Annotated in this window: 18 protein-coding genes and 6 pseudogenes; 8 read left to right on the top strand and 16 right to left on the bottom strand. The window is 64.8% G+C overall.

The genetic code is table 11. From position 1 onward, the window contains the following. Positions 1-9: 9 nt before the first annotated feature. The 11 genes and pseudogenes from H2O14_RS06600 to H2O14_RS06550 form a co-directional block, all read right to left on the bottom strand. Positions 10-1,035, bottom strand: a pseudogene (locus tag H2O14_RS06600) (class II aldolase/adducin family protein); the annotation flags it as partial. A gap of 238 nt (positions 1,036-1,273) precedes the next feature. Then, positions 1,274-2,799 (bottom strand): annotated as a pseudogene (locus tag H2O14_RS06595) (glycerol-3-phosphate dehydrogenase). 2 nt (positions 2,800-2,801) lie between these two features. Continuing rightward, positions 2,802-3,454 (bottom strand): annotated as a pseudogene (locus tag H2O14_RS06590) (class II aldolase/adducin family protein). Positions 3,455-3,461: 7 nt separating this feature from the next. After that, positions 3,462-4,499 (bottom strand): 2-hydroxyacid dehydrogenase, encoded by a 1,038-nt coding sequence (locus tag H2O14_RS06585; RefSeq protein WP_182827011.1) that lies wholly within the window; start codon positions 4,497-4,499, stop codon positions 3,462-3,464. Between the two features lie 4 nt (positions 4,500-4,503). Beyond that, a pseudogene (locus H2O14_RS06580) lies at positions 4,504-6,089 on the bottom strand (FGGY family carbohydrate kinase). Then, a pseudogene (locus H2O14_RS06575) lies at positions 6,086-7,209 on the bottom strand (ABC transporter ATP-binding protein). The pseudogenes H2O14_RS06580 and H2O14_RS06575 overlap by 4 nt, the downstream one beginning before the upstream one ends. Continuing rightward, a complete protein-coding gene (locus H2O14_RS06570) occupies positions 7,206-8,324 on the bottom strand; it encodes an ABC transporter ATP-binding protein (RefSeq protein ID WP_182827010.1) in 1,119 nt (372 codons plus the stop codon). The pseudogene H2O14_RS06575 and the gene H2O14_RS06570 overlap by 4 nt, the downstream one beginning before the upstream one ends. Before the next feature lie 2 nt (positions 8,325-8,326). After that, positions 8,327-9,184 carry a carbohydrate ABC transporter permease gene (locus H2O14_RS06565; protein ID WP_182827009.1) on the bottom strand — a complete coding sequence of 286 codons (858 nt, stop codon included), beginning with the start codon at positions 9,182-9,184 and terminating at the stop codon, positions 8,327-8,329. A 9-nt stretch (positions 9,185-9,193) separates the two neighbouring features. Next, positions 9,194-10,117: pseudogene (locus H2O14_RS06560) on the bottom strand (carbohydrate ABC transporter permease). 188 nt (positions 10,118-10,305) lie between these two features. Next, a complete protein-coding gene (locus H2O14_RS06555; protein ID WP_182827008.1) occupies positions 10,306-11,751 on the bottom strand; it encodes an ABC transporter substrate-binding protein in 1,446 nt (481 codons plus the stop codon). Between the two features lie 121 nt (positions 11,752-11,872). Next, positions 11,873-12,841, bottom strand: coding sequence for a sugar-binding transcriptional regulator (locus H2O14_RS06550; RefSeq protein ID WP_182827007.1), 969 nt, complete (start codon positions 12,839-12,841; stop codon positions 11,873-11,875). A 371-nt stretch (positions 12,842-13,212) separates the two neighbouring features. On the opposite strand from H2O14_RS06550, the gene H2O14_RS06545 reads away from it, so the two are divergent. The 8 genes from H2O14_RS06545 (at position 13,213) to H2O14_RS06510 (ending at position 21,699) form a co-directional block, all read left to right on the top strand. Beyond that, positions 13,213-13,983, top strand: a complete 771-nt coding sequence (locus H2O14_RS06545; protein WP_182827006.1) for a triose-phosphate isomerase — start codon at positions 13,213-13,215, stop codon at positions 13,981-13,983. A gap of 31 nt (positions 13,984-14,014) precedes the next feature. After that, complete coding sequence (locus H2O14_RS06540; protein WP_182827005.1) at positions 14,015-14,455, top strand: RpiB/LacA/LacB family sugar-phosphate isomerase; 441 nt, start codon at positions 14,015-14,017, stop codon at positions 14,453-14,455. A 280-nt stretch (positions 14,456-14,735) separates the two neighbouring features. Further along, the gene (locus H2O14_RS06535) at positions 14,736-16,511 is read left to right on the top strand and encodes a PAS domain-containing methyl-accepting chemotaxis protein (RefSeq protein WP_182827004.1); all 1,776 of its coding nucleotides are present in this window, start codon (positions 14,736-14,738) and stop codon (positions 16,509-16,511) included. Between the two features lie 224 nt (positions 16,512-16,735). Continuing rightward, positions 16,736-18,532: a methyl-accepting chemotaxis protein gene (locus H2O14_RS06530; protein ID WP_182827003.1), complete on the top strand. Its 1,797-nt coding sequence runs from the start codon at positions 16,736-16,738 to the stop codon at positions 18,530-18,532. Positions 18,533-18,703: 171 nt separating this feature from the next. Next, a complete protein-coding gene (locus H2O14_RS06525; RefSeq protein ID WP_182827002.1) occupies positions 18,704-19,117 on the top strand; it encodes a hypothetical protein in 414 nt (137 codons plus the stop codon). A 166-nt stretch (positions 19,118-19,283) separates the two neighbouring features. Beyond that, on the top strand, positions 19,284-19,706 hold the full coding sequence (locus tag H2O14_RS06520; protein ID WP_182827001.1) for a PepSY domain-containing protein: 423 nt from the start codon (positions 19,284-19,286) through the stop codon (positions 19,704-19,706). Between the two features lie 2 nt (positions 19,707-19,708). Further along, positions 19,709-20,377, top strand: a complete 669-nt coding sequence (locus tag H2O14_RS06515) for a response regulator transcription factor (RefSeq protein ID WP_182827000.1) — start codon at positions 19,709-19,711, stop codon at positions 20,375-20,377. Then, positions 20,374-21,699 (top strand): sensor histidine kinase, encoded by a 1,326-nt coding sequence (locus H2O14_RS06510; RefSeq protein WP_182826999.1) that lies wholly within the window; start codon positions 20,374-20,376, stop codon positions 21,697-21,699. Before H2O14_RS06515 ends, H2O14_RS06510 begins: the two co-directional genes overlap by 4 nt. 24 nt (positions 21,700-21,723) lie before the next feature. On the opposite strand, the gene H2O14_RS28785 is transcribed toward H2O14_RS06510, so the two are convergent. The 5 genes from H2O14_RS28785 to H2O14_RS06485 are packed head-to-tail and all read right to left on the bottom strand — an operon-like array spanning position 21,724 to position 24,696. Continuing rightward, positions 21,724-22,521: a calcium-binding protein gene (locus tag H2O14_RS28785; RefSeq protein ID WP_182826998.1), complete on the bottom strand. Its 798-nt coding sequence runs from the start codon at positions 22,519-22,521 to the stop codon at positions 21,724-21,726. Further along, a complete protein-coding gene (locus tag H2O14_RS06500; protein ID WP_182826997.1) occupies positions 22,464-22,931 on the bottom strand; it encodes a hypothetical protein in 468 nt (155 codons plus the stop codon). Before H2O14_RS06500 ends, H2O14_RS28785 begins: the two co-directional genes overlap by 58 nt. A gap of 30 nt (positions 22,932-22,961) precedes the next feature. Continuing rightward, on the bottom strand, positions 22,962-23,210 hold the full coding sequence (locus H2O14_RS06495; RefSeq protein WP_182826996.1) for a hypothetical protein: 249 nt from the start codon (positions 23,208-23,210) through the stop codon (positions 22,962-22,964). After that, positions 23,207-23,479 (bottom strand): hypothetical protein, encoded by a 273-nt coding sequence (locus H2O14_RS06490; RefSeq protein ID WP_182826995.1) that lies wholly within the window; start codon positions 23,477-23,479, stop codon positions 23,207-23,209. The genes H2O14_RS06495 and H2O14_RS06490 overlap by 4 nt, the downstream gene beginning before the upstream one ends. Then, positions 23,476-24,696, bottom strand: coding sequence for a calcium-binding protein (locus H2O14_RS06485; protein WP_182826994.1), 1,221 nt, complete (start codon positions 24,694-24,696; stop codon positions 23,476-23,478). The genes H2O14_RS06490 and H2O14_RS06485 overlap by 4 nt, the downstream gene beginning before the upstream one ends. Between the last annotated feature and the right edge of the window lie 41 nt (positions 24,697-24,737).

Here is a 24,737-nt window from a genome sequence, read left to right as displayed (position 1 = left end):
GGAGGCTGGCCCCCGTTTGTTGAGCTCCTGGCGATATTTCTCGGCGTCCCAGCCCAGCAGTTCGGCATTCTGCTCCGGCGTGAAATAGCCGAGCCGCGCGCCCTCCGGGATGCGGCTCGCCACGTCGACGAAGCAGCCGAGCAGCGCCAGCGGCCCCGGCTCGATCGCCTTCTTCACCAGCACGCCTTTGCCGGGAAACAACAGCACCGGCGGCGGATTGCTGAGCCGGTCTTCCATCTCGACAGCGCTTTCGCCCGGCGCGGCGATCATGAAGCCGGGGCCGAGAAAGATCACATGGTCGGGATAGAGGCTGCCGCCCGCGGCGATCCGGCAGTTTTCGAGATCGGTCGCCGCCCCATGCAGGCTTTCATTCGCAGGCAGCATATAGGAACTGTCGAGCGCCAGCCGCGACAGGGCGGCGAGATCCGCCACCGGCGCCGGCCGACGTGGAGACGCCAACCTCTGGCAGATATCCGTCAGCAGCGCATCTGCCTCCGCCACCGTCTCGCCCGCCACGACGAGGCCGTGATTGCCGAGGATCAGCACGGAAATATCGGGCCGCATCCGCGCATGGATCGCCCGCGCCAAGGGCAGGCCGGGCCGGCAATAGGGCACGAAGGCATAGGCCACGCCCTTCAGCCTCTCGGCCAAGATCTGTTCGGCGTCGGCGCGGACGGCGAGCGCGATCGTCTCGACGCAATGGACATGCACCACCACCTTTTGCGGCATCAGCGCATGCACGGTGGTCTCGATCGACGGCCGTAGGCCGTTCTTCGCCAGCGCCTGGTCAACATGCACATGCGCCTTTTCCGCCGACGGATCGTCTTTGGCGACCGCCTCCAGAATGGCGCCGAGCTTCACCGGCACCATCACGTCGCGCTCTTTGGCATGCGCCAGCCACAGGCCCGAGGCCTTGATCCACAATGTGTCGCCATCCTTGATCGACGTATTGCCCCCGGCGGCCTGCACCAGCGCGGGGTCCGCGCCGATGCGGGCGGAGAGGTCGATCAGGGCCTGGTATTCGGTGCTGCTCATGGGATTGCCTTTACTTTCACTGCGGAGGCTTCACCCCCTCTGTCCTGCCGGACATCTCCCCCTCAAGGGGGAGATCGACCCGTAGAGCTGTCCTGCCTTCCACGCAACGTCGAGACTGCGGCAAACTCTGCGGCTGGAGGAGGCCGAGCGCCCGCTTCCAGCCAATCTCCCCCTTGAGGGGGAGATGCCCGGCAGGGCAGAGGGGGTAAGCCGGAACGCAACCCTGTCGACGAAAACCTCACTCCGCCGCCCCCGCCTGCACGCGCCGCTGCTCCATCCAACCCGCAAACGCCACCCGCTCGCTGTCGGTCAATTTCAATCCATGTTTCGTCCGCCGGTCGAGAATATCCTCCGCCGTCTCCGCCCATTCCTCGCTGATCAGGAAATAGGCCTCGCGCTCGTAGAATACCCCGCCGAAACACAGGCCGAGATCGCCCATTCCGCGCGCGTCGCCCAGTAGCGTCACCAGCCTGGAGCCGTAGAGCCGCGCGTAATGCTTGAGCACCGGGGCGGGCAGCCAGGGATAGACCCGTTTCATCTCGCCGAGGAACTCGTCGAAATCCGCATTGGGCATCGCTCCGCCCGGCAGCACGCCGCGCCGCGTCCAGGCCTCGCCCATGGCGGGGAAGAACGGCTTGATCTTTTCCAGCGCATGTTCCGACAGCTTGCGGAAGGTGGTGATCTTGCCGCCGAACACCGAGAGCAGCGGCGCGCGCTCGCCGTCGCCGTCGACCTCGAAAATATAGTCGCGCGTCACCGCTGATGGATTTTCGGCGTTGTCGTCATAGAGCGGCCGCACGCCCGAGAAGGAATGGACGATGTCGTCGCGGGTCAGTTGCTGCTTGAAATAGCGGTTGACCGATTTCAGCAGGTAATCGATCTCGTTTCCGTCAGGCGCGACATCCTCAGGCTTGCCGTCATAGGGAATGTCGGTGGTGCCGATCAGCGTCAGGTCGTCCTGATAGGGATTGATGAAGATCACCCGCTTGTCCGGGTTCTGCACCAGATAGGCCTGCCGCCCCTCCCAGAATTTGCGGGTGACGATATGGCTGCCCTTGACGAGCGCACGCTGCGGGCGGAGTTCAGCCCCGCCACCCGGCCGATGACGTCATTGACCCAGGGGCCGGCGGTGTTGACCACGCAGCGCGCTTTGAAACGGCGCTTGGCGCCCGTGCGCTGGTCGGTGGTCTCGATATCCCACAGCTTGCCGTCGCGGCGGATGGTGGTGCAGGCGGTGCGGGTCAGGATTTCCGCGCCCTTGTCCCTGGCGTCGAGCGCGTTGAGCAGCACCAGGCGGGCGTCGTCCACCCAACAGTCCGAATATTCGAAAGCCTTGGTGTATTCGGGCTTGATCGGCGCGCCCTCGGGCGCGGTGCGCAGATTGAGGCTGCGGGTGCCGGGCAGGCGCTTTCTGCCGCCGAGATGGTCGTAGAGGAACAGGCCGAGCCGCACCAGCCAGGCGGGCCGGTCGGCGGGGTTGTGCGGCAGCACGAAACGCATCGGCCAGATGATGTGCGGCGCGCTATTGAGCAGCACCTCGCGTTCGATCAAGGCTTCGCGCACCAGCCGGAATTCGTAATATTCGAGATAGCGAAGCCCGCCATGCACCAGCTTTCCGGAGCGGGAGCTGGTGCCCTGGGCGAGATCGTCCTTCTCCACCATCACCACGCTCAGGCCCCGTCCGGCGGCGTCGCGGGCGATGCCGGCGCCATTGACGCCGCCGCCGATCACGAACAGGTCGATGATGCCCTTGTCTGCCGTCATGGTCAGCTCTCCTTCAGTCCATAGCCCGAAAAGGCCGAGACGACGCCGGCGATCTCCTCGTCGGGCAGCAGCGCCGGCCCGCCGATCAGCAGGCTGTGATAATATTGCTTGGCGATGGTTTCGAGTTCGACCGCGCGCCACATCGCTTTTTCAAGCTGTCGCCGCAGGCCAGCATGCCGTGATTGGCCATCAGGCAGGCGGTGCGGCCTTCCAGCGCCCGGAGCACGCTGTCGGACAGATCCTGCGTGCCGTAGCGCGCATAGTCCGCCACTCGCACGTCGTTGCCGCCGAAAGCGGCGATCATATAGTGACAGGCGGGGATCGGCTTACGGGCGATGGCGAGAATGGTGGAGAAGGGCGCATGCGTGTGCACCACCGCATTCACATCCGGCCGCGAGCGCATGATGTCGAGATGAAACGGCCATTCCACCGAAGGCACTTTCGGCCCGTCATAGGCGCCGCGCTCGCCGGCGATCGGCATCGAGGCGATCATGTCGGCCGTCACCTCGTCATAAGGGATCGAACTCGGCGAGATCAGCATGCTCTCGCCATAGCGCACCGAAATATTGCCCGACGTCCCCTGGTTCAGCCCGGACGCGTTCATCGCCCGGCAGCTTTCGATGATGGAGCGGCGGATGATGTCTTCCGTGCTCATGACAGCCTCAGCAGGGATTGACCGGGGGCAGCCCGGCGATGTAGCGGCGCACCTCTTCCGCCGCCATTTCGGCGGCATAGGTCACGGTGCGCACCGAGGCCCCGGCGATATGCGGGGTCAGCGTCACATTCGGCAGCTGCAAGAGCGGCCAGTCGGCCGGCACGGGCTCCACGGCGAAGGTTTCCAGCATGGCGGCGGAAAGCTGGCCGCTGATCAGCGCCTCGTAAAGCGCATCGTAATCGCAGAGCGGCCCGCGCGCGGTGTTCACGAAGATCGCGCCCTTCTTCATCCTGGCGAAGCTGTCCGCATTCATCATGCCCTTGGTCTCTTCGGTCACCCGGGGATGCAGGGTCACGATGTCGGCGCGCGACAGGAGATCGTTGAACGACACCTGTTCGACGCCGCCGTTCAAATCATCGGCGGACAGCTGCACATAGGGGTCATGCACGATGACTTTCGTGCCGAAGGCGCGCAGCAACCGCACCACTTTGGTGCCGATATTGCCGTAGCCGATCACGCCCACGGTCATTTCCGAGAGTTCGCGGCCCGTGCGGTCGGCGCGGTAGAGATCGCCGCGCCATTCGCCGGCGCGCAGGCTTTCGTGTCCCATGCGGATCAGCCGCGTCTCGGCGAGGATCGCGCCCAGCGTGAATTCGGCCACGGCGGATGCGTTGCGGCCCGGCGTGTTGACCACGCGCACGCCCGCAGCCCGCGCCGCCTGCATGTCGATGTTGACAGGGCCGCCGCGCGACACCGCCACGCATTTGAGATTGGGCAATTGCGCGAACATGCCGGACGACAGCGGCGCAAGCTGCGTCACCAGGATTTCCGCATCATCGACAAACGAGACGATCTCGTCGGCAGACCCCATATATTCCTTGAGCCCGGCCATGCCTTCTACCGCATAGCCATGCTCCATCGGCTCGTCCGGCCAGGGTTGCTCGAGCATGCGGATGTCCAAGTCCTCGCCGCAGGCTTCGACGATCTTGTCGCGAAACACGCTCGGCAGCATGAAACGATCGCCGATGATCGCAATCTTCTTCATTCTCTCAGTCCTTTCGAAGCGGGGCTTCGGGAGCCTCCGCGAGCATGTGCCAGATCGGGCGGAGCGCGGTCCGCGTCTGACGGTAAGGGTCGAAGGCGCGGTCGAAGCGCGCCGTAATCGCAGCATCCGGCGCTTCCACCGGCTTGAGGCAGGGGCTCACCCAGTCGGCGACGCAGGCCGCCATGTCAGGATAGACGCCGAGCGACACGCAGGCGATCATCGCGGCGCCCGCCGCGCCCGCTTCCTCGCGGGTCGAGGTCTGCACGCCGGCGTTCAGCGCGCCGCCGAGAATGGCGCGCAGCGAAGCCGAGCGCGCTGCGCCCCGGTCAGCCGCACCCGGTCGGGCGTCGGCCCCATCGCCGTGTAGCAATCGCGCGCCGCCATGGCGAGCCCGTCGAACACGGCGCGGACGAGATCGCCGAAGCCGTGATTCATCGTCAGCCCCACCAGCGAGGCGCGTGCGGTGGCGTCCACGAACGGCCCGCGCTCGCCGGCGTCGGAAATATAGGGATGGTAGAGGATCGGGTCGGACGTCGCGCCGGCGAGCCATGTGTCGAGATGGCCGAGAAGCTCGCTCTTCGATTTCTCGACGCCCATGCTCTTGAGCAGCCCCGAAGCCACCGAGATGATCCAGTCGATATTCAGCGTCGCCGCCATATTGGATTGCATCTGGGCATAGGCGCCGGGCACGGGCCAGCACATCGTGTAGCCGGTCTGGTCGGCGTTCAGCCAGACGTCTTCGGGGCTTTCCGCGAAGCGCATATGCATGCCGGTCGATCCCACGATCGAGCAGCCCGCTTGCACGCCCGGTTCATAGAGGCCAGCGCCGAGCGCGGTGCAGACCACGTCGACATAGCCGAGCACGACAGGCGTGCCCACGGGCAGGCCCGTTAGACGCGCCGCCTCTTCGGTCAGCGGGTGATGCGTGGTCGCGCCATCGACGATCTCAGGCAACAGGCTTCGCTTGTGGCGGAGATCGAGAAAATCGATCACCTCTTCGCTATAGCTGCGCTTGCGGAAATCGCCGAACGTGAACACGGCCTCGGACGGATCGGTGGCGCGCTGGCCGGTCAGCTTGAAATAGAGCCAGTCCTTGCAGTGGAAGGTGGTGGTGACGCCGTCGAGCATCTCGGGGGCGTTTTCCAGCATCCATTTCAGCTGCGGTCCCTGCTGGCAGGCGGCGAGGCCCGAGCCGCAGGTCTGGTAGCGGGCGATGTCGCGGCTGTCGCCGCGCAGCCGGTCGACGATCGCGCCGGCGCGGGCGTCGAGCCACAGCCAGCCCTTGCCGATGGGATTGCCCGCCGCATCGATCCGCCATGTGCCGTCGCCTTGCGCGGTGACGGCGACGCCCGCCACGCGTTCCCGGAGATTGTCGATCTTGTCTGCGAGGTCGGCGAGCGTGCGGGCCGTGTCCGCCCAGGTGCGGGTCATATCCTGCACCCAGCCCGCACGCCCTTCCGCCTCGTAATGGTTGGGGATCGACGCCACCGCCAGCTGATTGCCGGCGAGATCGAAGGCGACGGATTTCAGCACCGACGTGCCTGCGTCGATGCCGATCACGATGTCGCGTCTCACCGCTCCGCCGCTCATGCCAATTGATCTCCATGCGAAATCGCAACGCCCGTTTCGGCGTCGAATACATGCAGGCTTTTCGGCGCGAGATGGATGCGGATCGTCTCGCCGGGGTGAGGCTCACCCGGTCATGCTCGACCAGCACCATGGTGGCGCCGGCGAAATCGGCGGCGATATGGGTCTGGTCGCCCAGCCATTGATTGACCGCCACTTTCGCCGCCACGCCGTCATCGGCGCGCTTGACCGCATAGGGCCGGATGCCGATCGTCACGCGCTGACGCTTGCCGAGCGCCGCCCGCACTTCCGGCGCGAAGGCCGAGGCCGGATAGTCGAGCTTGACGCCGTCGCCGAGGCCGAAGGACACGCTCTCGCCGGATGTTGCGACGCTCGCGGAAAACACGTTCATCGGCGGTTCGCCCACAAAGGTGCCGGTGAACAGATTGGCGGGCCGCTCCTTGATCATCTCGGGCGTGTCGAACTGTTGCAGCACGCCGCCTTCCATCACCGCGATCCGGTCGGCCAGCGCATTGGCTTCCGTCTGGTCATGGGTGACGAGGATGGCGGTCAGCCCGCGCTCCTTGATGTAATGCTTGATGCGGCCGCGCAGCACGGCGCGCAATTGCGGCTCGAGCTGGCCCATCGGCTCGTCGAGCAGATGCAGGTCTGCATTGCGGATCAGCGCCCGTCCCAGGGAAGCGCGCTGCTGCTGGCCGCCCGAGATCGAGCTGGGATAGCGGCCGAGAATATCCTCGATCTCCAGAAGCTTGGCGATATAGGCGACCTTTTCCTCCACCTCGGCGTTGGAGAGCTTGGCGGCCTTGAGCGCAAAGGCCATGTTCTCCTTCACCGTCAGCGGCGGATAGAGCGAATAGCCCTCGAACGCCATGGCGACATTGCGCTTGACCGGCGCCAGCATATGCACCGGCCGTCCGCCGAGCGATATCTGTCCACGCGACACCGGCTCGAAGCCGGCGATCATCCGGAGCGTGGAGGTCTTGCCGCAGCCGGACGAGCCGAGCAGCGCGATGATCTCGCCCTTCTTCACATCCATGGTCAGCTTCTTGACGGCATGCACGCCGTGATCCACGGGGCCATAGAATTTGTCGACGCCGTCGATTCTGAGGGCGGTGTCCATCATGCCGCGACTCCCTGATGCTTCTGGGCTTTGTCATTGTCGGACAGGCGCGCGCCCGTCGCCTTGTCGAACAGGAAGGCCTGGCCGCCGTCGATGGCGATCGCCGCGCTTCCCTGCGTCGGTCCCGGCGTTCCAGCCGGCCGCGACACCAGGATTTCCCGGCCGCGCGCCGTCAGCGCCAGCGTCACCGTCTTCTCGTTGAGCGGCGTTTCCGCCTCCACGGTGACAGGCACGGCGTTCTCGGACGAGGGATCCACGAAGCGCAGCGTCTCGGGCCGGAGGCCGAGCACCGCGGGCTTGCCGGCGGCGCTTTGCGCCACATGCGGCAGCGCCACCCGCACATTGGAGATCTCGCAATAGACGCCGCCCGCATCGCTTTTCGGCGTCACCTCCAGCAGGTTGATGGTCGGGTCGCCGAAGAGACGGGCGATCTCGACATTGGCGGGACGGAGATAGATGTCCTCGGGCGCGCCGATCTGCTGGATCTTGCCATGCGCCATCACCGCGATGCGGTCGCCGAGCGCCATGGCTTCCTTATAGTCCTGCGTCACATAGATGGTGGTCGCGCCCTGGCGGGCCAGCACGCGCGGCAGCTCCAGCCGCATTTCGAAACGCAGCTTGGCGTCGACATTGCGAAGCGGATCGTCGAGCAGCAGCACCGGCGGCGAGCCGGCCAGCGCCCGCGCCAGCGCCGTGCGTTGCTTCTGGCCGTTCGACAGCGCCTTGGGCCTGTGCGTCAGCACATGGTCGATCTTCAGAAGCTTGGCGACCTTTTCGACGCCGGCCTTGATGGCGCCGTCCTTCTCGCCGCGCGCCTCGAGCGGCGTGGCGATATTGGCGAAGGCGTCCATATGCGGAAACAGCGCAAAGTTCTGAAACGCCATGCCGATGCCGCGATATTCGGCGTCGAGATCGGTCACATCCTCGCCGCCGATCAGGATCTTGCCCTGATCGGGATCGATGACGCCGGCGATCAGCCTGAGCAGCACCGTCTTGCCGGCGCCGGACGAGCCGAACAGCACGAGCCGTTCGCCTTCTGCAATGCTCAAGGACAGATCGTCGATAACCGTGTGCGTCTTGAAGCGCTTGGTGATGTTTTTGAGTTCGAGCGTAGCCATGATTATCCTTTCACCGCGCCGAGCGACAGGCCTTCGACGAGGTAGCGCTGGGCGTAGAGCGCGAGCGCCAGCGTCGGCGCGATCGACAGCACGATGGCCGCGGCGATCTGGCCGTATTGAATGCCCGAGGCGGTCACGAAGGCGAGCGCGCCCACCGTCACCGGCTGCTTGTCGGCCGACGCCAGCACCAGCGCGAAGACGAAATTGTTCCAGGCGAAGATGAAGGCGAGCAGGCCGGCCGCCGCGATGCCGGGCCCTGCGAGCGGCAGGGCGATCTTGCGGAAGGTCGCGAACCAGCCGTGACCGGCGATGCGGTAGGCGTATTCGACGTCAGCCGAGATGTCCTCGAAATAGCCGCGCACGATCCACAGGATCAGCGGCAGGCAGATCAGCTGATAGACCCAGATCAGGCCGATATAGGTGTTGGCCAGCCCCATCCACTGGAAATACTGGGTGAGCGGCAACAGCACCAAGAGCGGCGGCGCGAAGCGGAAGGACAGAAGCGTGAACGCGATGTCCTCCGAGCCCTTGAACTTGTGGCGGGCGAAAGCATAGGCCGCCGGCACGCCGAGCAACAACGCCACCGCCACCGAGGCGACCGACAGCAGCACGGAATTGCCGAGATTGCGCATGAAGGCGATGTCGAGCGTGCCGGCATTGGAGACCAGCTTGCCGGTGATCAGCGCCTGATAGTTTTCGAGCGTCGGCGAAAACACCACTTTCGGCGGGATCGACAGGATCGTCTCGTTGGTCTGGAAGCTCATCATGAAGATCCACAGGATCGGGAACATGAAGAAGATCACGACCAGGGTCAGCGCAACGCCGCGCAGCACGCGTTCGATGGGGGAGGTGGTTTCCATGATCGGGCCTCACGCTTCGCCGCGGGCGCGTTCGCGCAGCCGCAGCCAGTTCTTGATGAAGAGGTTTGAGAGGAAATAGGTGATGGCCCAGAGGATGATCATCAGCGCCGCCGAGCGTCCGACATTGGTCGCTTGGAAGAAGTTCAGATAGGCCTCGACCTGGAACACCGTCAGCGTATCGCCTGGCCCCCTTGGGTCATCGCATAGATGATGTCGAATTGCTGGATGCTGTCGAGCAGGCGAAACAGCGTCGCCGTCAGGATATAGGGCGTCAGCATCGGCAGCGTGATGCGGAAGAACACGAAGCTGCGCGGCACGCCGTCGAGCGCCGCCGCCTCGAAAGGCTGGGTCGGCAGCGAACGCAGGCCGGCGAGCAGCAGGATCATGATGAAGGGCGTATAGACCCAGATATCCCACCAGCACGACGGTGAACAGCGCCGTCGACGGCGAGGACGCCCAGCGGAAATCCGACAGTCCGATCAGGCTTGCGCCATAGGAGAGGATGCCGAAGCCCGGATTGGTCATCAGCTTCCACATCAGCGCGGCCAGCGCCGGCGCGGTCATCAGCGGCAAAAGCAACATGATCGAGATGAAATTGTTCACCGTCGAGCGCTTCTGCAGCAACAGCGCGATGGCGAGCCCCAGCAGCAGTTCCAGCACGACCGTCAGCCCGGCATAGACGAGCGAGATCTTCAGCGTGTTCCAGAAGCTCGGATCGGTGAAGAAATTGAGGTAGTTTTCGCCCCAGTTGAATTTCCGCGCCCAAGGCTGCGACAGCCGGTAGCGCTGGAAGGAGCTGATCACCGCGGTGACGAAGGGAATGAGGATCCCGATGCAGACCAGCAGCGCGGGCAGGCTCAGCACATAGGGCAGGACGCGTTTGGAGATCCTGAAGCCCGACGGGGCCCGTTTTGCGGCGACTGTCTCGGCCATGTTTCGCTCCATTGTCTTGGAGTGTTTTCATCATTGGATGGACGGATCGCTCCGTCCATCGCGCATGTCATGAGAGAAGAGGCGGCCGGGCCAGGGAGAACAACCCGGCCGCCTGCGGGGCGCGACGCAAAAGAGGGTTACGGTCGCGAAAGGGCGCCCCGCTTTGGAGCCCTTTGGGGAGCTTTCGATCAGCCGAGGCCGGCTTCCTGCAGCTGCTTGTCGATCGACTGCGCCAGCTGGTCGAGGCCTTCGTCGACAGGCACTTCCTTGGCCACCATCTTCTGCAGCGTCGCCGCCCATTCGGTCGTCACGTCGAAGAACAGCGGCTGGGCCGTGAACTTGATCGAGGCGCCCGGAGCCGACTTGTCATGCATTTCGACATAGCCGGGATAGGACTTGTTGAGACGCTCGGTGAACATCGGGTCGGCCCAGACCTTCTTGCGGACGGGGTTGACGAAGTCCATCTTGGTCGCGCCGAAGATGGCGTGTTCCAGACCTGTGGCCCATTGCAGGAAGTACCAGGTGGCGTCCTTGTCTTTCGAGAAGTTGGACATGGCCAGCGACCAGATCCAGATGTTCGGCGTCGGTCCCTCGGCCGCCGGATTGGCCGCGAACGGCGCGTAAGCCAGCTGACCCTTCATCTTGTTGTCGCCGCCGTTCATGAAGTAGCCGAGAATGTCGGCGTCGTAGATCATGGCGGAGGCGCCGGCGCCGAGATCGGTGCCGACCTGATACCAGGTGTAGGTCGACCAGTCTTTCGGGCCGCTGTCCTGGATCATCTGCACCCATTTGGCGTGGAAGTCCTTGGACTCCTTCGTGTTCATCGCGGCCGACAGCTTGCCGTCGGCAGAGACGTTGAGATCCTTCTGGCCGAAGTTGGAATAGCCCGACAGGAAGCCCGGATGGATGGTCGCCCAGGAGCGCGAGCCGCGCACGCCGATGCCATAGACGCCGCCGCCGACATCCTTGCTCAGCTTGGCGGCGGTGTCGATCATCTCGTCGATATTGGTCGGAACCTTGGCGCCGACCTTGTCGAACATCGCCTTGTTGTAGGAGAGGTTGTTCTGCTCGTAGCCCCAGGGAATGCACCACTGCTTGGCGTCGTCGGAGCCGAGCGCGCCGCCGGGCGTGCCGTTCCAGGCGCAGGAGTTCTTGACGCCGGGCAGGAAGTCGTCCCAGGCATAGTTGGGGTTGGTCTTGGCGGGATCGTTGATCCATTCCTTGAGGTCGGTGATCCAGCCGGCCGGGCCATAGGTCCAGGTCATATAGGCGCCGGTCATGAAGGCGTCGTATTCGCTGGAGCCGGACGACAGCGCCGCCGTGACCTTGTCGAAATAGACGTCTTCCGGGAACACGTCATAGGTGACGTTGATGCCGGTCATGTCGGTGAACGTCTTGAGGTTGGCGATCATCGCATCCGCATAGGGATGCTTGTTGAGCAGAAGCTTGAGCGACTTGCCCGAATGCGCCTTCCAGTCGAAGTCGGCGGCCAGCGCCTGGCTCTGCATCATGCCCATCAGCATGCCGGCCGTTCCCGCGGTCACGCCCAGTGCGCCGAGGCCCTTCAACAGGCCGCGACGGTCCACCTGGCCGCGCAGGAAGGCGTCGATCAGATCCTTTTCCTTCTCATGCATATCCGTATCTCCTCCACGAGTTGGGTGTCTCCTCGGCTCTGTCGAGCCATACCGGCCACCCTGACCGGTAATTCCTGCGCCCCATCCGTCCCGCTCTCCTCAGCGGCGCGGACGGGAAAACTCAAGTCCCGTCGGCCATCAGCTCGACCGCAGTCCGCTCATCGGTTATGAGGCCGGACAGAAATCCGCTTTTAAGCACGGCGCGGGTCGCCCGCGCCTTGTGCTTGCCGCCCGCCACCGCCACGATGCGGCGGTTCTTCAGCGCCTCGCGCGACAAAGTGAAGGTGCGGTTCGACAGCATGGTCTCGACCGGACGCCCCTCGGCGTCGAAGAAATGGCCGAGCATTTCGCCCACCGCGCCCGCATGCTTGATCTCCTCGATCTCGCTGGTCTCGATCATGCCGGTGGAGACCAGCGAGGCCTCGCGCTCGGCCGTGCCGATGCCGACGAGCAGCAGATCGGCGCTGTTGGCGAGGTTGAACACGTCGAGCACGCCGCGCTGGGAAAACAGCACGTCGCGGTCCTCCACGGTGTTGGCGAAAAACGGCACAGGCATCACATAGGCTTCCGCCGCGACGCGCTCGGCGAGCCTGTGGATCACGTCATGCGGATTGGCGGAGAATTTGCGGGTCAGGCCGCCGAGCAGCGATACGAAGCGCGCCTTGGTGTTGGCCATGCGCGGCAGGTAATCGACGCAGGCGGCCAGCGTGCGGCCGTGGCCGACGCCGATCAGCTTGGTCTCGCCGCTTTCGATCTCGCGCTTGAGGTATTGCGCGCCCGAAATACCGAGCGCCTTCAGGGGAAGCTCGTCGCTGTCGAAATCGGGGGCGACCTCGCAATAGGTCAGGCCGAAGCGCTCGCAGAGCTTCTGTTCGAGCTCGACGCATTCGGAGACGTCGGAGTCGATGTAGACTTTCACCAGGCCTTCCTGGTTGGCCTTCATGATCAGCCGATGCGCCTTCAGCGACGAAAGGCCCAGACGCTTGGCGACTTCGGCCTGGGTCAGGCCGCCGGCGTAATGCAGCCAGGCGGCGCGGGTCGCCATGCTGGTCTCGTCGTCGCGAAAGCCGCCTGAAGCCGATAGGGCCATGGTCTCTGTTTCTCCTCCCGTCGGCCTTCCGATTGCTCGGTTTAGCTGCGCTGCGTCTACCGCAGTGCGTGATATTTTTTTGTCTGGCCGAAAAAATTTCACGAAAGAATTTTCATGTTCTGAAAATTTTGTCAATGCCCTATTGGTTCCGTCACACCGAAATGTTGTTTTGCAATGCGTCACGTCATGTGGCGCCGCAGCAGTCGATGACGGCGTCGACGCGGTGCGCGAAAGGCGATGCAGGGCGGCGCTGCGAATTCGCACGAACGAGACCGTCGTCGAATGTAACATCTTGATGGCGCGTTATCACATTCCGATGTTGCAAAGACGAGAGCTGATGTTATGTTTCTCCGGAAATCAGGGAGGCAAGCATGCGCATGGTCTGGGTCGGCACCAGCTTCAAGATGAACAAGACGCTCAGCGAAGCCATGGCCTTCGCCGAGGCGCTGGCGGCGAGCGATGCGGCGCGCGATCCGCGCATCCAACGCTTCGTCATTCCGCCCTTCACCGCCGTCCGCGAGGTCAAGGCGCGACTGAAGGAGACCTCCGTCAAGGTCGGCGCGCAGAACATGCATTGGGACGATCACGGCGCCTGGACGGGCGAAATCTCGCCGCTGATGCTCACCGATTGCGGCCTCGATCTGGTCGAGCTCGGCCATAGCGAACGCCGCGAACATTTCGGCGAAACCGACCGCACCGTCGGCCTGAAAGCCGCCGCCGCCGTCCGCCACGGCCTGACGCCGCTGATATGCATCGGCGAGACATTGGCCGAGCGCGAGGCGGGAGAAGCCGACGCGGTGTTGAAACGCCAGGTCGAAGGCGCATTGTCGGGCCTCGAAGGCGACGCCCGATTCGCCCCGGTTCTGCTGGCTTACGAGCCGGTCTGGGCCATCGGCGTCAACGGCATCCCCGCCACCGCCGATTACGCCGACACCCGCCACGCAAACATCGCCGACATCGCGCGCAACGCCTTGGGCCGCGACGTTCCCGTTCTCTATGGCGGCAGCGTCAATCCCGGCAATTGCGCGGAACTGATCGCCCAACCGCATATCGACGGCCTGTTCATCGGCCGCTCCGCCTGGGAGCCTCAGGGCTATCTCGACATTCTCGCCCGCGTCGCCAAGGCCCTCGACGCGGCCTGACGCTTCTCATCCCAACACAATGGAGACCACCATGAAAATCGCCCTCGGAGCCGACAGCGCCGGCAAGCCGCTCATCGACGTCATCGAAGCCCATCTCAAGACCCGTCCGGATCTCGAAATCGTCAACCTGTCGAAATCCGGCTTCTACGCCGATCTCTCCCGCGATCTCGCCGAGACCATCGTCAGCGGAGAAAACGATCGAGGCATCCTCTGCTGCGGCACCGGCATCGGCGTCTGCATTTCGGCCAACAAAGTGCCGGGCATCCGCGCGGCTCTCACCCACGACACCTATTCCGCCGAACGCGCCGCCAAATCCAACAACGCCCAGATCATCACCATGGGCGCCCGCGTCATCGGTCCCGAACTCGCCAAGGCCATCGTCGACATGTGGCTCGCCTCGGAATTCGACCCCAACGGCTCCTCCGCCGGCAATGTCGAGGCGATCAACCGGCTGGATGAGAAGAAGGGGTGAGCGAAAACTCCGTATGTCCGGCGTCCGCGCAGCCCGAGCGCCGCGCGGGCGCTGACATCGCGGGGGAATGAGCGTGATTTGACCGGCCCTGAGTTCAAACGGGGCGGATATTCTCTGGGTTGCGGTGAAAATCGCCTTTCTTGCTGGAAAGACAATTTAGGTTCATAAAAAGCAAGAAAAACCATTATGAAACTGACCAATACTAATTTGAGGTGTTTCAGAAAGTCATCATTAACCTTGGGCGTGCAGCATAAGGTTGCACACGTCTCAGGGGATACTCATGTTGTCGACGCTTTTCAGCAACCGCCGCGCGGTTGAGCATTACGGCGCCTTTTCTCATTCGCATGCGATCATCTGGTTTTCCCCGGACGGGACGATCGAAGGCGCCAACGCCAATTTTTGCGCCGCCATCGGATATGACCTCGATGAGATCGTCGGCAAGCATCACCGCATGTTCGTCGAGGCTGCGCTGCGCGACAGCGCGGAATACGCCGCCTTCTGGCGCGACCTCGCCGCCGGCAAGCCCAATCGCGGCCAGTTCCGGCGCATTTCGAAAGCCGGCAACGACGTCTGGATCGAGGCTTCCTACGATCCGATCATGAAGAACGGAAAAGTCGTCGGCGTGGTCAAGATCGCGGCCGACATCACCGCCACCAAGATCGCCGCCCTTCACAACGAAAACATCCTGCGCGCCCTCGAGCGGTCGGTGGCGGTGATCGAATTCGATCCCGACGGCGTGGTGGTCGACGCCAACGCCGCCTTCTGCCAGACCATGGGCTACGAGAAGAGCGAGATCGTCGGGCAGAAGCACAGGCTGTTCTGCGACGCGGCTTATGTATCCTCGCCGGAATACGCCGATTTCTGGAAGCGTCTGCGCGCCGGAGAATTCTTCTCCGACACCTATCGGCGCGTCGGCAAGAACGGCAGGGAGGTCTGGATCCAGGCCACCTACAACCCCGTCTTCAATTCGCGCGGCGCCATCTATCGCATCGTCAAATTCGCCACCGACATCACCGAGCGCATGAAGGCCGTGGGAACGTTGAGCGCCGCGATCGGCGAATTGGCCGACGGCAATCTCACATCCCAGGTCGCCACGCCTCTGGATCGCTCCATGGAGAGCACCCGCCAGGACTTCAACACCGCCGTCGTCAAGCTCGATCGCGTCGTCGGCGAGATCTTCGCGGCCTCGCGCGACATCGCCGTCACCTCCCGCGAAATGCTCAACAGCGCCGGCGCGATCGCCAAGCGCACCGAGCAGCAAGCCGCCTCGCTGGAGGAGACTTCGGCGGCTCTCGAACAGATCACCCAGACGGTCAACGATTCCAGCCGCCGCGCCACCGAGGCCGGCGAGCTGGTCCGCCAGACCCGCCAGTCGGCCGAGGAATCCGGCCAGGTCGTCTCGGCCGCGGTCGCCGCCATGGGCCAGATCGAGAATTCGTCCAAGGAAATCTCCAACATCATCAGCGTGATCGACGAGATCGCTTTCCAGACCAACCTGCTGGCGCTGAACGCCGGCGTCGAAGCGGCCCGCGCCGGCGAGGCCGGCAAGGGGTTCGCGGTCGTCGCCCAGGAAGTGCGGGAGCTCGCCCAGCGCTCGGCAAAGGCCGCCAAGGAGATCAAGGAATTGATCACCACCTCGTCCAATCAGGTGAAGTCGGGCGTCGATCTCGTCGATCGCACCGGCCGCGCGCTGGAGACCATCGTGACGCGTGTGCAGAATATCGATCGCAACGTCGCGGCCATCGTCGAGGCCAGCCGTGAGCAGACCATCGGTATCAAGGAGATCAACCAGGCGGTCAACGCGCTCGATCAGGGCACGCAGCAGAATGCCGCCAGCGTCGAGGAGCAGAACGCGGCCAGCCATCATCTCGCCGAACGCGCCGATGCGCTCGCGGTCCTGATCGGCCAGTTCCGCACATCGGCGGCGGCCCCGGCGGCCCCGGCGGCGGCGCTGCGGGCGGCGCCCTCGTCGCCGCGCCCCGTGGTCCGTTCGTCCGTCACGCCGAGCGCTCCGCTCAAGAAGGTCGCCAATGGCGGCGAATGGGAAGAGTTCTGAGGGTGACGCTGCGCAGCGACGCGCGGAGAGGCGGGACCGGCGGCTGGCCTTTCGCGCCGCCGGCCCGTCGGATGCGCGAAGCGTCGCCATTATCGCGCCTGGATGGAAAAGCGTCTGCGAGACAGCAAAAAATCTCCAAATGCGCCAATATTAGCAACGACTGAAAACATTTCTTAAGCCGCGCGGCGTAGCTTGTTTGCACGATCACAGATGCAGGACTTGCAATGCTCAGCTCGCTTTTCTCCAAGCGTAGCGCGGTCGCCCGCTACGAAGCCATATCCCGTTCCCATGCCCTCATCTGGTTCACGCCCCAAGGTGTCATCCTGGGCGCCAACGACAATTTCTGCAAGGCGCTCGGCTATGAGCAGGCCGAGATCGTCGGTCAGCATCACCGTCTTTTCGTCGAGCCGGCTATCCGGGAAGCCGCCGAATATGGCGCTTTCTGGCGTGACCTCGCCGAAGGCGCGCATAAGCGCGGACAGTTCCGCCGCATTGCGAAGGACGGTCACGACGTCTGGATCGAGGCGTCCTACGATCCGATCACGCAGAATGGAAAAGTCGTCGGCGTGGTCAAGATCGCCGCAGACATCACCGCCACCAAGATCGTCTCGCTGCACAACGAGAACCTGCTGCGCGCTTTGGAGCGGTCGGTCGCGGTGGTCGAGTTCGATCCCGACGGCGTGGTGGTCGAAGCCAATTCCGCCTTCTGCCAGACCATGGGCTATGAGAAGGGCGAGATCGTCGGGCAGCGGCATCGCATGTTCTGCGATCCGGCTTACGCCGTCTCGCAGGACTATATCGACTTCTGGAAGAAGCTGCGCGCCGGCGAGTTCTTCTCCGACACCTATCGCCGTGTCGGCAAGAACGGCAAGGAGGTCTGGATCCAGGCCACCTACAATCCCGTCTTCTCCTCGCGCGGCGCCATCTATCGCATCGTCAAATTCGCCACCGACGTGACCGAGCGCATGACGGCGGTGCGAACGCTGAGCGCCGCCATCGGCGACCTGGCCGACGGCAACCTCATCTCCCAGGTCACCATCGAGGTCGACCGCTCCATGGAGAGCACCCGGCACGATTTCAACACCGCCGTCGCCAAGCTCGACCGCGTCATCGGCGAAATCGCCGGCGCGTCCCGCGACATCGCCGTCACCTCGCGCGAAATGCTGGACAGCGCCGGCTCCATCGCCAAACGCACCGAGCAGCAGGCGGCGTCGCTGGAGGAAACCTCCGCCGCCCTCGAACAGATCACCCAGACGGTCAACGATTCCAGCCGCCGCGCCACCGAAGCCGGCGAGCTGGTCCGCCAGACGCGCCAGTCGGCCGAGGAATCCGGCCAGGTCGTCTCGGCCGCGGTCGCCGCCATGGGCCAGATCGAGAATTCGTCCAAGGAAATCTCCAACATCATCAGCGTCATCGACGAGATCGCCTTCCAGACCAACCTGCTGGCGCTGAACGCCGGCGTCGAGGCGGCCCGCGCCGGCGAGGCCGGCAAGGGGTTCGCGGTCGTCGCCCAGGAAGTGCGAGAACTCGCCCAGCGCTCCGCCAAGGCCGCCAAGGAGATCAAGGATCTCATCACCACCTCGTCCAATCAGGTGAAGTCGGGCGTCGATCTCGTCGATCGCACCGGCCGCGCCCTGGAGACCATCGTCGCCCGGGTGCAGGACATCGACCGCAATGTGACGGCCATCGTCGAGGCGAGCCGCGAGCAGACCATCGGCATCAAGGAGATCAACCAGGCCGTGACCGCGCTCGATCAGGGCACGCAGCAGAATGCCGCCAGCGTCGAGGAACAGAACGCCGCCAGCCACCAGCTCGCCGAACGCGCCGATGCGCTCGCGGCATTGATCGGCCAGTTCCGCACCTCGGGCGCGGCCCCGGCTTCCGCCGCGCCGTCGCGCGCCAAAGCGGCCCCATCCCCCGTCTCGGCCCGCCCGGCGCCGCAACGCGCCGCCCGCGCCGCCGCGCCGCCCGCAGCCCCGCTCAAGAAAGTCGCCAATGGCGGCGATTGGGAAGAGTTCTGAGGCCGCCGGCAGGCCTCCGTCGCCGAAGAACCACGCGCTCTTCTTTCCTGACAACTTGCTGACGCCCGGCCTCAGCGCTCCGTCAGCGGCGATCCGCCATAGTCTCTTGCAAGGGCGGGATCGCCCGGGCCGCAGGATGGGTCCGCGGCCGTTTGGAGAGAGGAAACGCACATGAACACCACCAGTCAATCACGTCGTCGCCTGTTGCTGGGCTCGGTGATGGCGCTTGCCGCCATCGTCGCCGCGCCCGCCCCGTCGCTGTTCGGCCCCGGCGACGCCTTCGCCAAGGGGCGCGACGACAAGACCCGGCCCGACGACAAGGGCGGCAAGCACGGCAAGCATCACTCCTCGTCCAGCGATGACGACGGCTCCGATGACGACGGCGCCTCTTCCGACGACGGCCCCGATCACGACCTGAACGACGATCACGGCGGCGACGACGACGAGGCGGGCGACGATCACGGCGCCGACGATGACGACGACGCCAAGGGACACGGCAAACACCGTAATCGCGACCGCGACCGCGACCGCAATCATCATGGCGGCCACGGTCACCATGGCGGGCGCGACGGCAAGCGCGGCTGACGTCTACGATGACCGGCGCCTCGTCCGCCGCACGCCGGTCCGGCGGGATCTCCCGCCCGAAGCCCCGCCACGCCGTCCCGCGCGGCGGGGCCTTGGGGCGATTGACCGCGGGACCTCTCGCGGGCCATGATCGTGACCACCTGTCTCGCATTCCTGGAACCTCGTCATGCTGGCGCGCCGCGATCTCCTGTTGCTTCTTCTCGGCATGGCTGCGGCCTGGGCCGGACCGGCGCGCGCCGATGACGGCGGCGGCAAGGGCGGCGACGGCCATGACGGCGGCGACGACCATGGCGGCGATGACGGCGGAGACGATCATGGCGACGACGACGGCGACGGCAAAAATGGAAATCGCGCCGGCCTCAGCCATGACGATGCGCGCCAGGAGCGCCTCAAAGGCGAGGTGATGCCGTTGTCCAGGGCGCTCAAGCTCGTCGAGAGCAAGATGGAGGGCGATGTGATCGACGTGAGGCTCAGCAAAGGCATGCGCGGCTATTTCTATCGCTTCAAGATCCGTGACGACGCCGGCGTCATCCGCACGCTGCGGATCGACGCGCGGAGCGGTCGCGTCCTCTCCTTGCTGGGATCCTGAACATGCGCATTCTGATCGCCGAGGACGACCTGTCGATCGCCGAGCTCGTGGGCGGCCAGCTCGCCGGCGCGGGCTTCGTGGTCGAGCGCCGCAGCACCGGTCCCGAAGTCTGGGAGGAGGGCGAGATCGGCGAATACGCCGCCATCATTCTCGATCTCGGCCTGCCGGGCATGGATGGCCTGTCGATCCTCAAGCGCTGGCGGGCGGCGGGGGTGGAGACCCCGGTGCTGGTGCTGACCGCGCGCGGCTCCTGGATGGAGCGCGTCGACGGCTTCGACGCCGGCGCCGACGACTATCTGCCCAAACCCTTCCGGCCCGAGGAACTTCTCGCGCGTCTGAGGGCGCTGCTGCGCCGCGCCGGCCGCTCGGCCGCCGCCCCCGTGGCGCGCTGTGGCCGCTTCACGCTCGACGAGGCCGCCCGCCGGGTGAGCTTCGACGGCAAACCCATCGACGTCAGCGCCATGGAATATCGCCTGATCGCCTATCTCATGCAGAACCGGGGCCGGCCGGCGCCGGCGCTCGATCTCGCTCTGCATGTCCAGGGCCGTGACGACGACAGCGCCAAGAACGCCATTGAGGCCATGGTCGCCCGGCTCCGCCGCAAGACCGCGGCCGACGCGTTCGAGAACCGGCGCGGCTTCGGCTATCTCATCACGGATGAGCCTGCATGATCCGCAGCCTTCGCTTTCGCCTGGCCATCGGCGCCGTGATCGCGGTCATGCTGTCGCTCGCCACCGTCTGGTGGTCCTTGAGCCGGCTCTTCACCGATTATGTCCGCGACCGCTATGTCGCCGAGATGACCGCGCTCGCCGACAGCGTCGCCGCCGCCGCGGTCTGGGACAAGACCCGTTTCACGCTCAACGCCGCCTGGTCCGACACCCGTCTCGGCGCGCCGGCGGGCGGCCGCTATTGGCAGTTCGAGGCCGGGGGACAAGAGCCGCTGCGGTCCCGTTCGCTTTGGGACACGAGGCTCGGCGATGAGCCGCTCACCGCCTCCGACATGCCGCCCTTCGAGACGACGGCGGGACCCGACGGCGCGCCGGTTCTGGTGCTCAGCCGCAGGTCCCGGCTGGAGGACGCGCCCGAGGCGGGCGAATTCACCGTCCGCGTCGCGTTTGCGGAGCGTGAAATCACCACCGCGCTCGAGGCCTTTCATGCGCGGCTGCGCACCATGCTGCTGCTGACGGCGGCGGTGCTGTCGGCCGCCGCCTTCATCCAGGCGGCCCTGGGGCTCACCCCGCTCGACAGGCTTCGCGGCGTCGTGGCCCGCATCCGGGCGGGCGACGTCGCGCGGCTGGATGACGAAGGCCCGCTCGAAGTCCGTCCGCTGGTGCGCGAGATCAATCTGCTGCTCGACGAGCGCGAAACCGCCATCGAACGCGCCCGCCAGCGCGCCTCCGATCTCGCCCATGGGCTGAAGACGCCGCTCACCGTGCTCGCCCAGCTCACCAGCCGGCTCGATCCCGACGCCGCCGATCTCGCGCTCCGTCAGATCGATCTTGTCCGCCAGCGCGCCGACCGGCAATTGCAGGCCGCGAGGCTCGGCGTCGAGCGCATGGCCACCACCGATGTCGGCGCGCTGATGGGCAAGCTCGTGCAGGTGCTGAAGCCCCTGACCGAGGATCGCGGCATCGATTGGCGGATCGACTGTCCCTCCGGTCTGAGCCTTGAGGCCGATCCCGCCGATCTCGCCGAAGCCATCGGCAATCTCCTCGACAACGCCGCCAAATGGACGAGCCGCCGTATCGAGGCGAAAGCGCGGCGGGAGGAGGGCGCGGTCATTCTCGCCATCGGCGACGACGGCCCCGGCCTCACCGAAGCCGACCGCGCCGCCATGCTGGCCCGCGGCGCGAGCGCCGACGCTTCCGGCTCCGGCCTCGGCCTCGCCATCAGCGCCGATATCGCCCGCGCCTATGGCGGCGACCTCACGCTCGGCGTCTCCACGCTGGGCGGGCTCGAGGCGCGGCTTTCCTTCCCCGAACGGCGCGGGTGAGAGCCGCGCGGGAATTGCTGTCCGTCAGAAGATGAAATCCGTCTTGTCCATCGTCATCAGCGTCAGGCCCTCCACCGTCAGGACATCGGCGCCGAATTTGAGCACGAGGTCGCCGCTGACCATCGATGCATGCGCTTTCACATCGGCGAATGTGTCCATGCCGGTCCAGAGGTGGATGTCCATGCGGTCCTGCCCGTTCTGGAAATCGGTGATCCGGTCGCGGCCCTGGGTCGTGTAGAAGTCGAAGATGTCCTTGCCGGCCCCGCCGGTCAGCACGTCGTTGCCGACATCGCCGAACAAAGTGTCATTGCCCGCCATGCCGCGGAGCGTGTCGTTGCCGTCGTCGCCGTTGAGCTCATTGTTCAATTCGTTGCCGGTTCCCGTCAGCCCCTTCAGTCCTTCGAGAGACAGGGATTCGACATTGGCGTTGAGCGAGTAATTCACGCTCGATATGACTTTATCATAGCCTTGTCCGGCCTTTTCGATGAGCATCGTGGCGGCGCTGTGCAAGAGGATCAAATCGTTTCCAGTCCCGCCATAGATCTTGCCGTCGACGCTCGAGCCCTTGGCCATGGTGTCGAAGTAGTCATCACCGGCGCCGAGCCTCACATCGCCGAGGATCCGGCCGGAATTTTCGATATGATCGGTGGCCTTCGAACCCTGGATGGCGGTGTTGGCGCTTTTGATCAGGCCGAAATTCTGAAGATTGAGCAGATGCGCTTGGCTGCTGTCGTCGATCAGCACGCCGATGGAGGAGCCGCTGATCACGCCGTCCTTCGCGTTGGTGACGTAATTGGCGCCGCGCACGGATTCGAGCCCCACCACCCCGAGATCAGCCCGGAATTGGTGATCGACAAGGGCGACTGCGCTTTCGGCGCCATGGTCACGCCCGCGCCGCCATTGGCGATGATATCGCCGTCATTGACGAGAAACGACGTCGTCCCCGAAGCTCCACCGTCGATATAGAGGCCGTTATAGCCCGAAATCTCGGCCAGCGAGCTGATAGACATGAACCAGTCTGAGCCTGACAGCACGACGGCGGATTCAAATTCCGCGATGGTCCTTACGTTTGCATGAACGGTGATGACGTTGCCCTCGGCGCCATCGACCATCTGGATGCCGGGACCGGCGCTCGGGGATATTCCGCCCAGCTTGAACGTCCAGGCGTCGCCATCCGTGTCGATGGCGACTGTAGAGGCGAAGTTGCCGTAGACATGCGAGACGCCGGCCATCGGGCGCTCCTTTCCTGTTGGACTGCGCCTTTACGGCGCGGGGGCTGTGACGCCGTCGAAGGTGAGCCGCGCGTCCGTCTTGGCGCGCGCGCTCGTCACACGGTGCGGCAGGCCGTCATCGGCGCCGATCCAAACCCGCTGCGGGCCGGGATCGCCCACGCCTTGAACGGCGGGCGGCGTGTAATCATAGACATGCATGGCCGCGCCATCGAGCGTCTCGTCGCCGGCTACAGCGCAATCCTTCAGGCTCGCGGCGTCGGGAACCATGTGCTTGGTCATCGCCGCGCGCTGGCCTTTTTGAGCGAGGTCTTGGTCCAGTTTTCGCCGTCCCTGACATAGAGATCGTCGCCGATCGCGATGCTGTCGAGCAGAACCTTGCCGTCGAGACTGGTGACTTGCCGATAAGCGGGGGCTTTGCCGAGGAGATCAAAGGCGTCGGCCACCGGCTGGCAGTCATCGGCGAGCGCCGGTCCCGCCACAGCCGCAGCGATCGCCGTCGGCAGCAGGCCCCGCAGGGCGCGGCGCTGCAGCTTTGCGCGCGCCGTCACAGGATGAAATCCGTCTTGTTGATCTCCGAGCGATCGACATCCGTGAGCCTGAGGCTGTCGCCGCCGGCGGAGATGACGATGTCGTCGCCGTCGACGCGCAGATGGGCGCGGACATCGGCGAACGTCTCCATCTCGGTCCAGCCCGAAAGGTTGATGAGGTCCGACCCATTCTGGAAATCGGCGATGCGGTCGCGCCCGTCGCCTTCGGAAAAGACGAAGATGTCGCCATTGCCGCCGCCGATCAGAACGTCGTTGCCGGCATGGCCCCACAGCGTGTCGGAGCCGGAAAAGCCGCGCAACCGGTTGGCGCCCGCATTGCCGTCGATGGCGTTGCCCATCTCGTTGCCGTCGCCATTGATATTCTTGCCGCCGGCCAGCAGCAACTGCTCGACATTGGCGTTCAGCGCGTAATTGGCCGAGGAATAAACGGTGTCATAGCCCTTGTTGGCGGATTCGATCATTTTGAGACTGGAGTTGGTGGTGGTCAGCGTGTCGTCGCCGTCGCCGCCATAGAGATTGCCGATCAGTCTGCCGCCCTTGTTCAGGAAATAGTCGTTGCCGCCGGCCAGGACGACATCGCCCGCGATCGTGCCGCTGTTGGTGATCCTGTCGGAGCCGATATCGCCGCTATAGGCGATCTCCTCGCCTTTCAGGAGCCCCTTGTTGACGAGCTTCAGATAATCGCCCGCTCCGCTATGGGTCTCCACGCCGGTGTCGACCCCATAGATCGTGCCGGTATTGGTGATCACCGTCTCGCCGTCGGGCGTCGACTGGTTGATGCCGGCATAGACGAACACGGCGGTGTCGGCGACGATGGAGCCGGAATTGACCACCGTCGATCCCTTGTCGCCGCGCATATAGACGCCATAGCCGCGGTCGTCGCCGCCATGCACGACGCCGTCGTTGACGACCCGCTGATCGGAGCCCGACAGCATGATCCCGAAATATCCTTCGACATTGGCGTTGGCGGCCACGCCGATGGCCGTGCCGTCGCCCTGGGCCAGGATCGCGGTCGCCGAATTCTCCTTCAGCACATTGGTGCGCACTTCGCCCTGGATGTCGATCGTGTTGTTGGAGGCGCCGACGGATTCGACGATGCCATCCTGCAGATTGGAGAGGATCGCGCCGGCGGGCTTGACGATCCACACGTCTGCATCGCTGTCGATCGCCCAGGTGGTGGTGCGGGTGGTGATGAGAAAATGCGTCTTCAGGGTCATCGCGCCTCTCCTTGGAGATGGCGATATGTTTGGCCTCCGCC

The organism is Rhizobium sp. G21 (genome assembly GCF_014158035.1).
Taxonomy (GTDB): domain Bacteria; phylum Pseudomonadota; class Alphaproteobacteria; order Rhizobiales; family Rhizobiaceae; genus Rhizobium_E.
This window is presented reverse-complemented; position numbering and strand designations above follow the sequence as displayed.

Coding starts and splice junctions, on each gene's coding strand:
- H2O14_RS06520 (WP_182827001.1), top strand. CDS start 19,284: ATGCTGGCGCGCCGCGATCTCCTGTTGCTTCTTCTCGGCATGGCTGCG.
- H2O14_RS06515 (WP_182827000.1), top strand. CDS start 19,709: ATGCGCATTCTGATCGCCGAGGACGACCTGTCGATCGCCGAGCTCGTG.
- H2O14_RS06540 (WP_182827005.1), top strand. CDS start 14,015: ATGAAAATCGCCCTCGGAGCCGACAGCGCCGGCAAGCCGCTCATCGAC.
- H2O14_RS06570 (WP_182827010.1), bottom strand. CDS start 8,324: ATGGCTACGCTCGAACTCAAAAACATCACCAAGCGCTTCAAGACGCAC.
- H2O14_RS06485 (WP_182826994.1), bottom strand. CDS start 24,696: ATGACCCTGAAGACGCATTTTCTCATCACCACCCGCACCACCACCTGG.
- H2O14_RS06530 (WP_182827003.1), top strand. CDS start 16,736: ATGCTCAGCTCGCTTTTCTCCAAGCGTAGCGCGGTCGCCCGCTACGAA.
- H2O14_RS06555 (WP_182827008.1), bottom strand. CDS start 11,751: ATGCATGAGAAGGAAAAGGATCTGATCGACGCCTTCCTGCGCGGCCAG.
- H2O14_RS06585 (WP_182827011.1), bottom strand. CDS start 4,499: ATGAAGAAGATTGCGATCATCGGCGATCGTTTCATGCTGCCGAGCGTG.
- H2O14_RS06525 (WP_182827002.1), top strand. CDS start 18,704: ATGAACACCACCAGTCAATCACGTCGTCGCCTGTTGCTGGGCTCGGTG.
- H2O14_RS06500 (WP_182826997.1), bottom strand. CDS start 22,931: ATGGCCGGCGTCTCGCATGTCTACGGCAACTTCGCCTCTACAGTCGCC.
- H2O14_RS06565 (WP_182827009.1), bottom strand. CDS start 9,184: ATGGAAACCACCTCCCCCATCGAACGCGTGCTGCGCGGCGTTGCGCTG.
- H2O14_RS06535 (WP_182827004.1), top strand. CDS start 14,736: ATGTTGTCGACGCTTTTCAGCAACCGCCGCGCGGTTGAGCATTACGGC.
- H2O14_RS06550 (WP_182827007.1), bottom strand. CDS start 12,841: ATGGCCCTATCGGCTTCAGGCGGCTTTCGCGACGACGAGACCAGCATG.
- H2O14_RS06510 (WP_182826999.1), top strand. CDS start 20,374: ATGATCCGCAGCCTTCGCTTTCGCCTGGCCATCGGCGCCGTGATCGCG.
- H2O14_RS06545 (WP_182827006.1), top strand. CDS start 13,213: ATGCGCATGGTCTGGGTCGGCACCAGCTTCAAGATGAACAAGACGCTC.
- H2O14_RS06495 (WP_182826996.1), bottom strand. CDS start 23,210: ATGACCAAGCACATGGTTCCCGACGCCGCGAGCCTGAAGGATTGCGCT.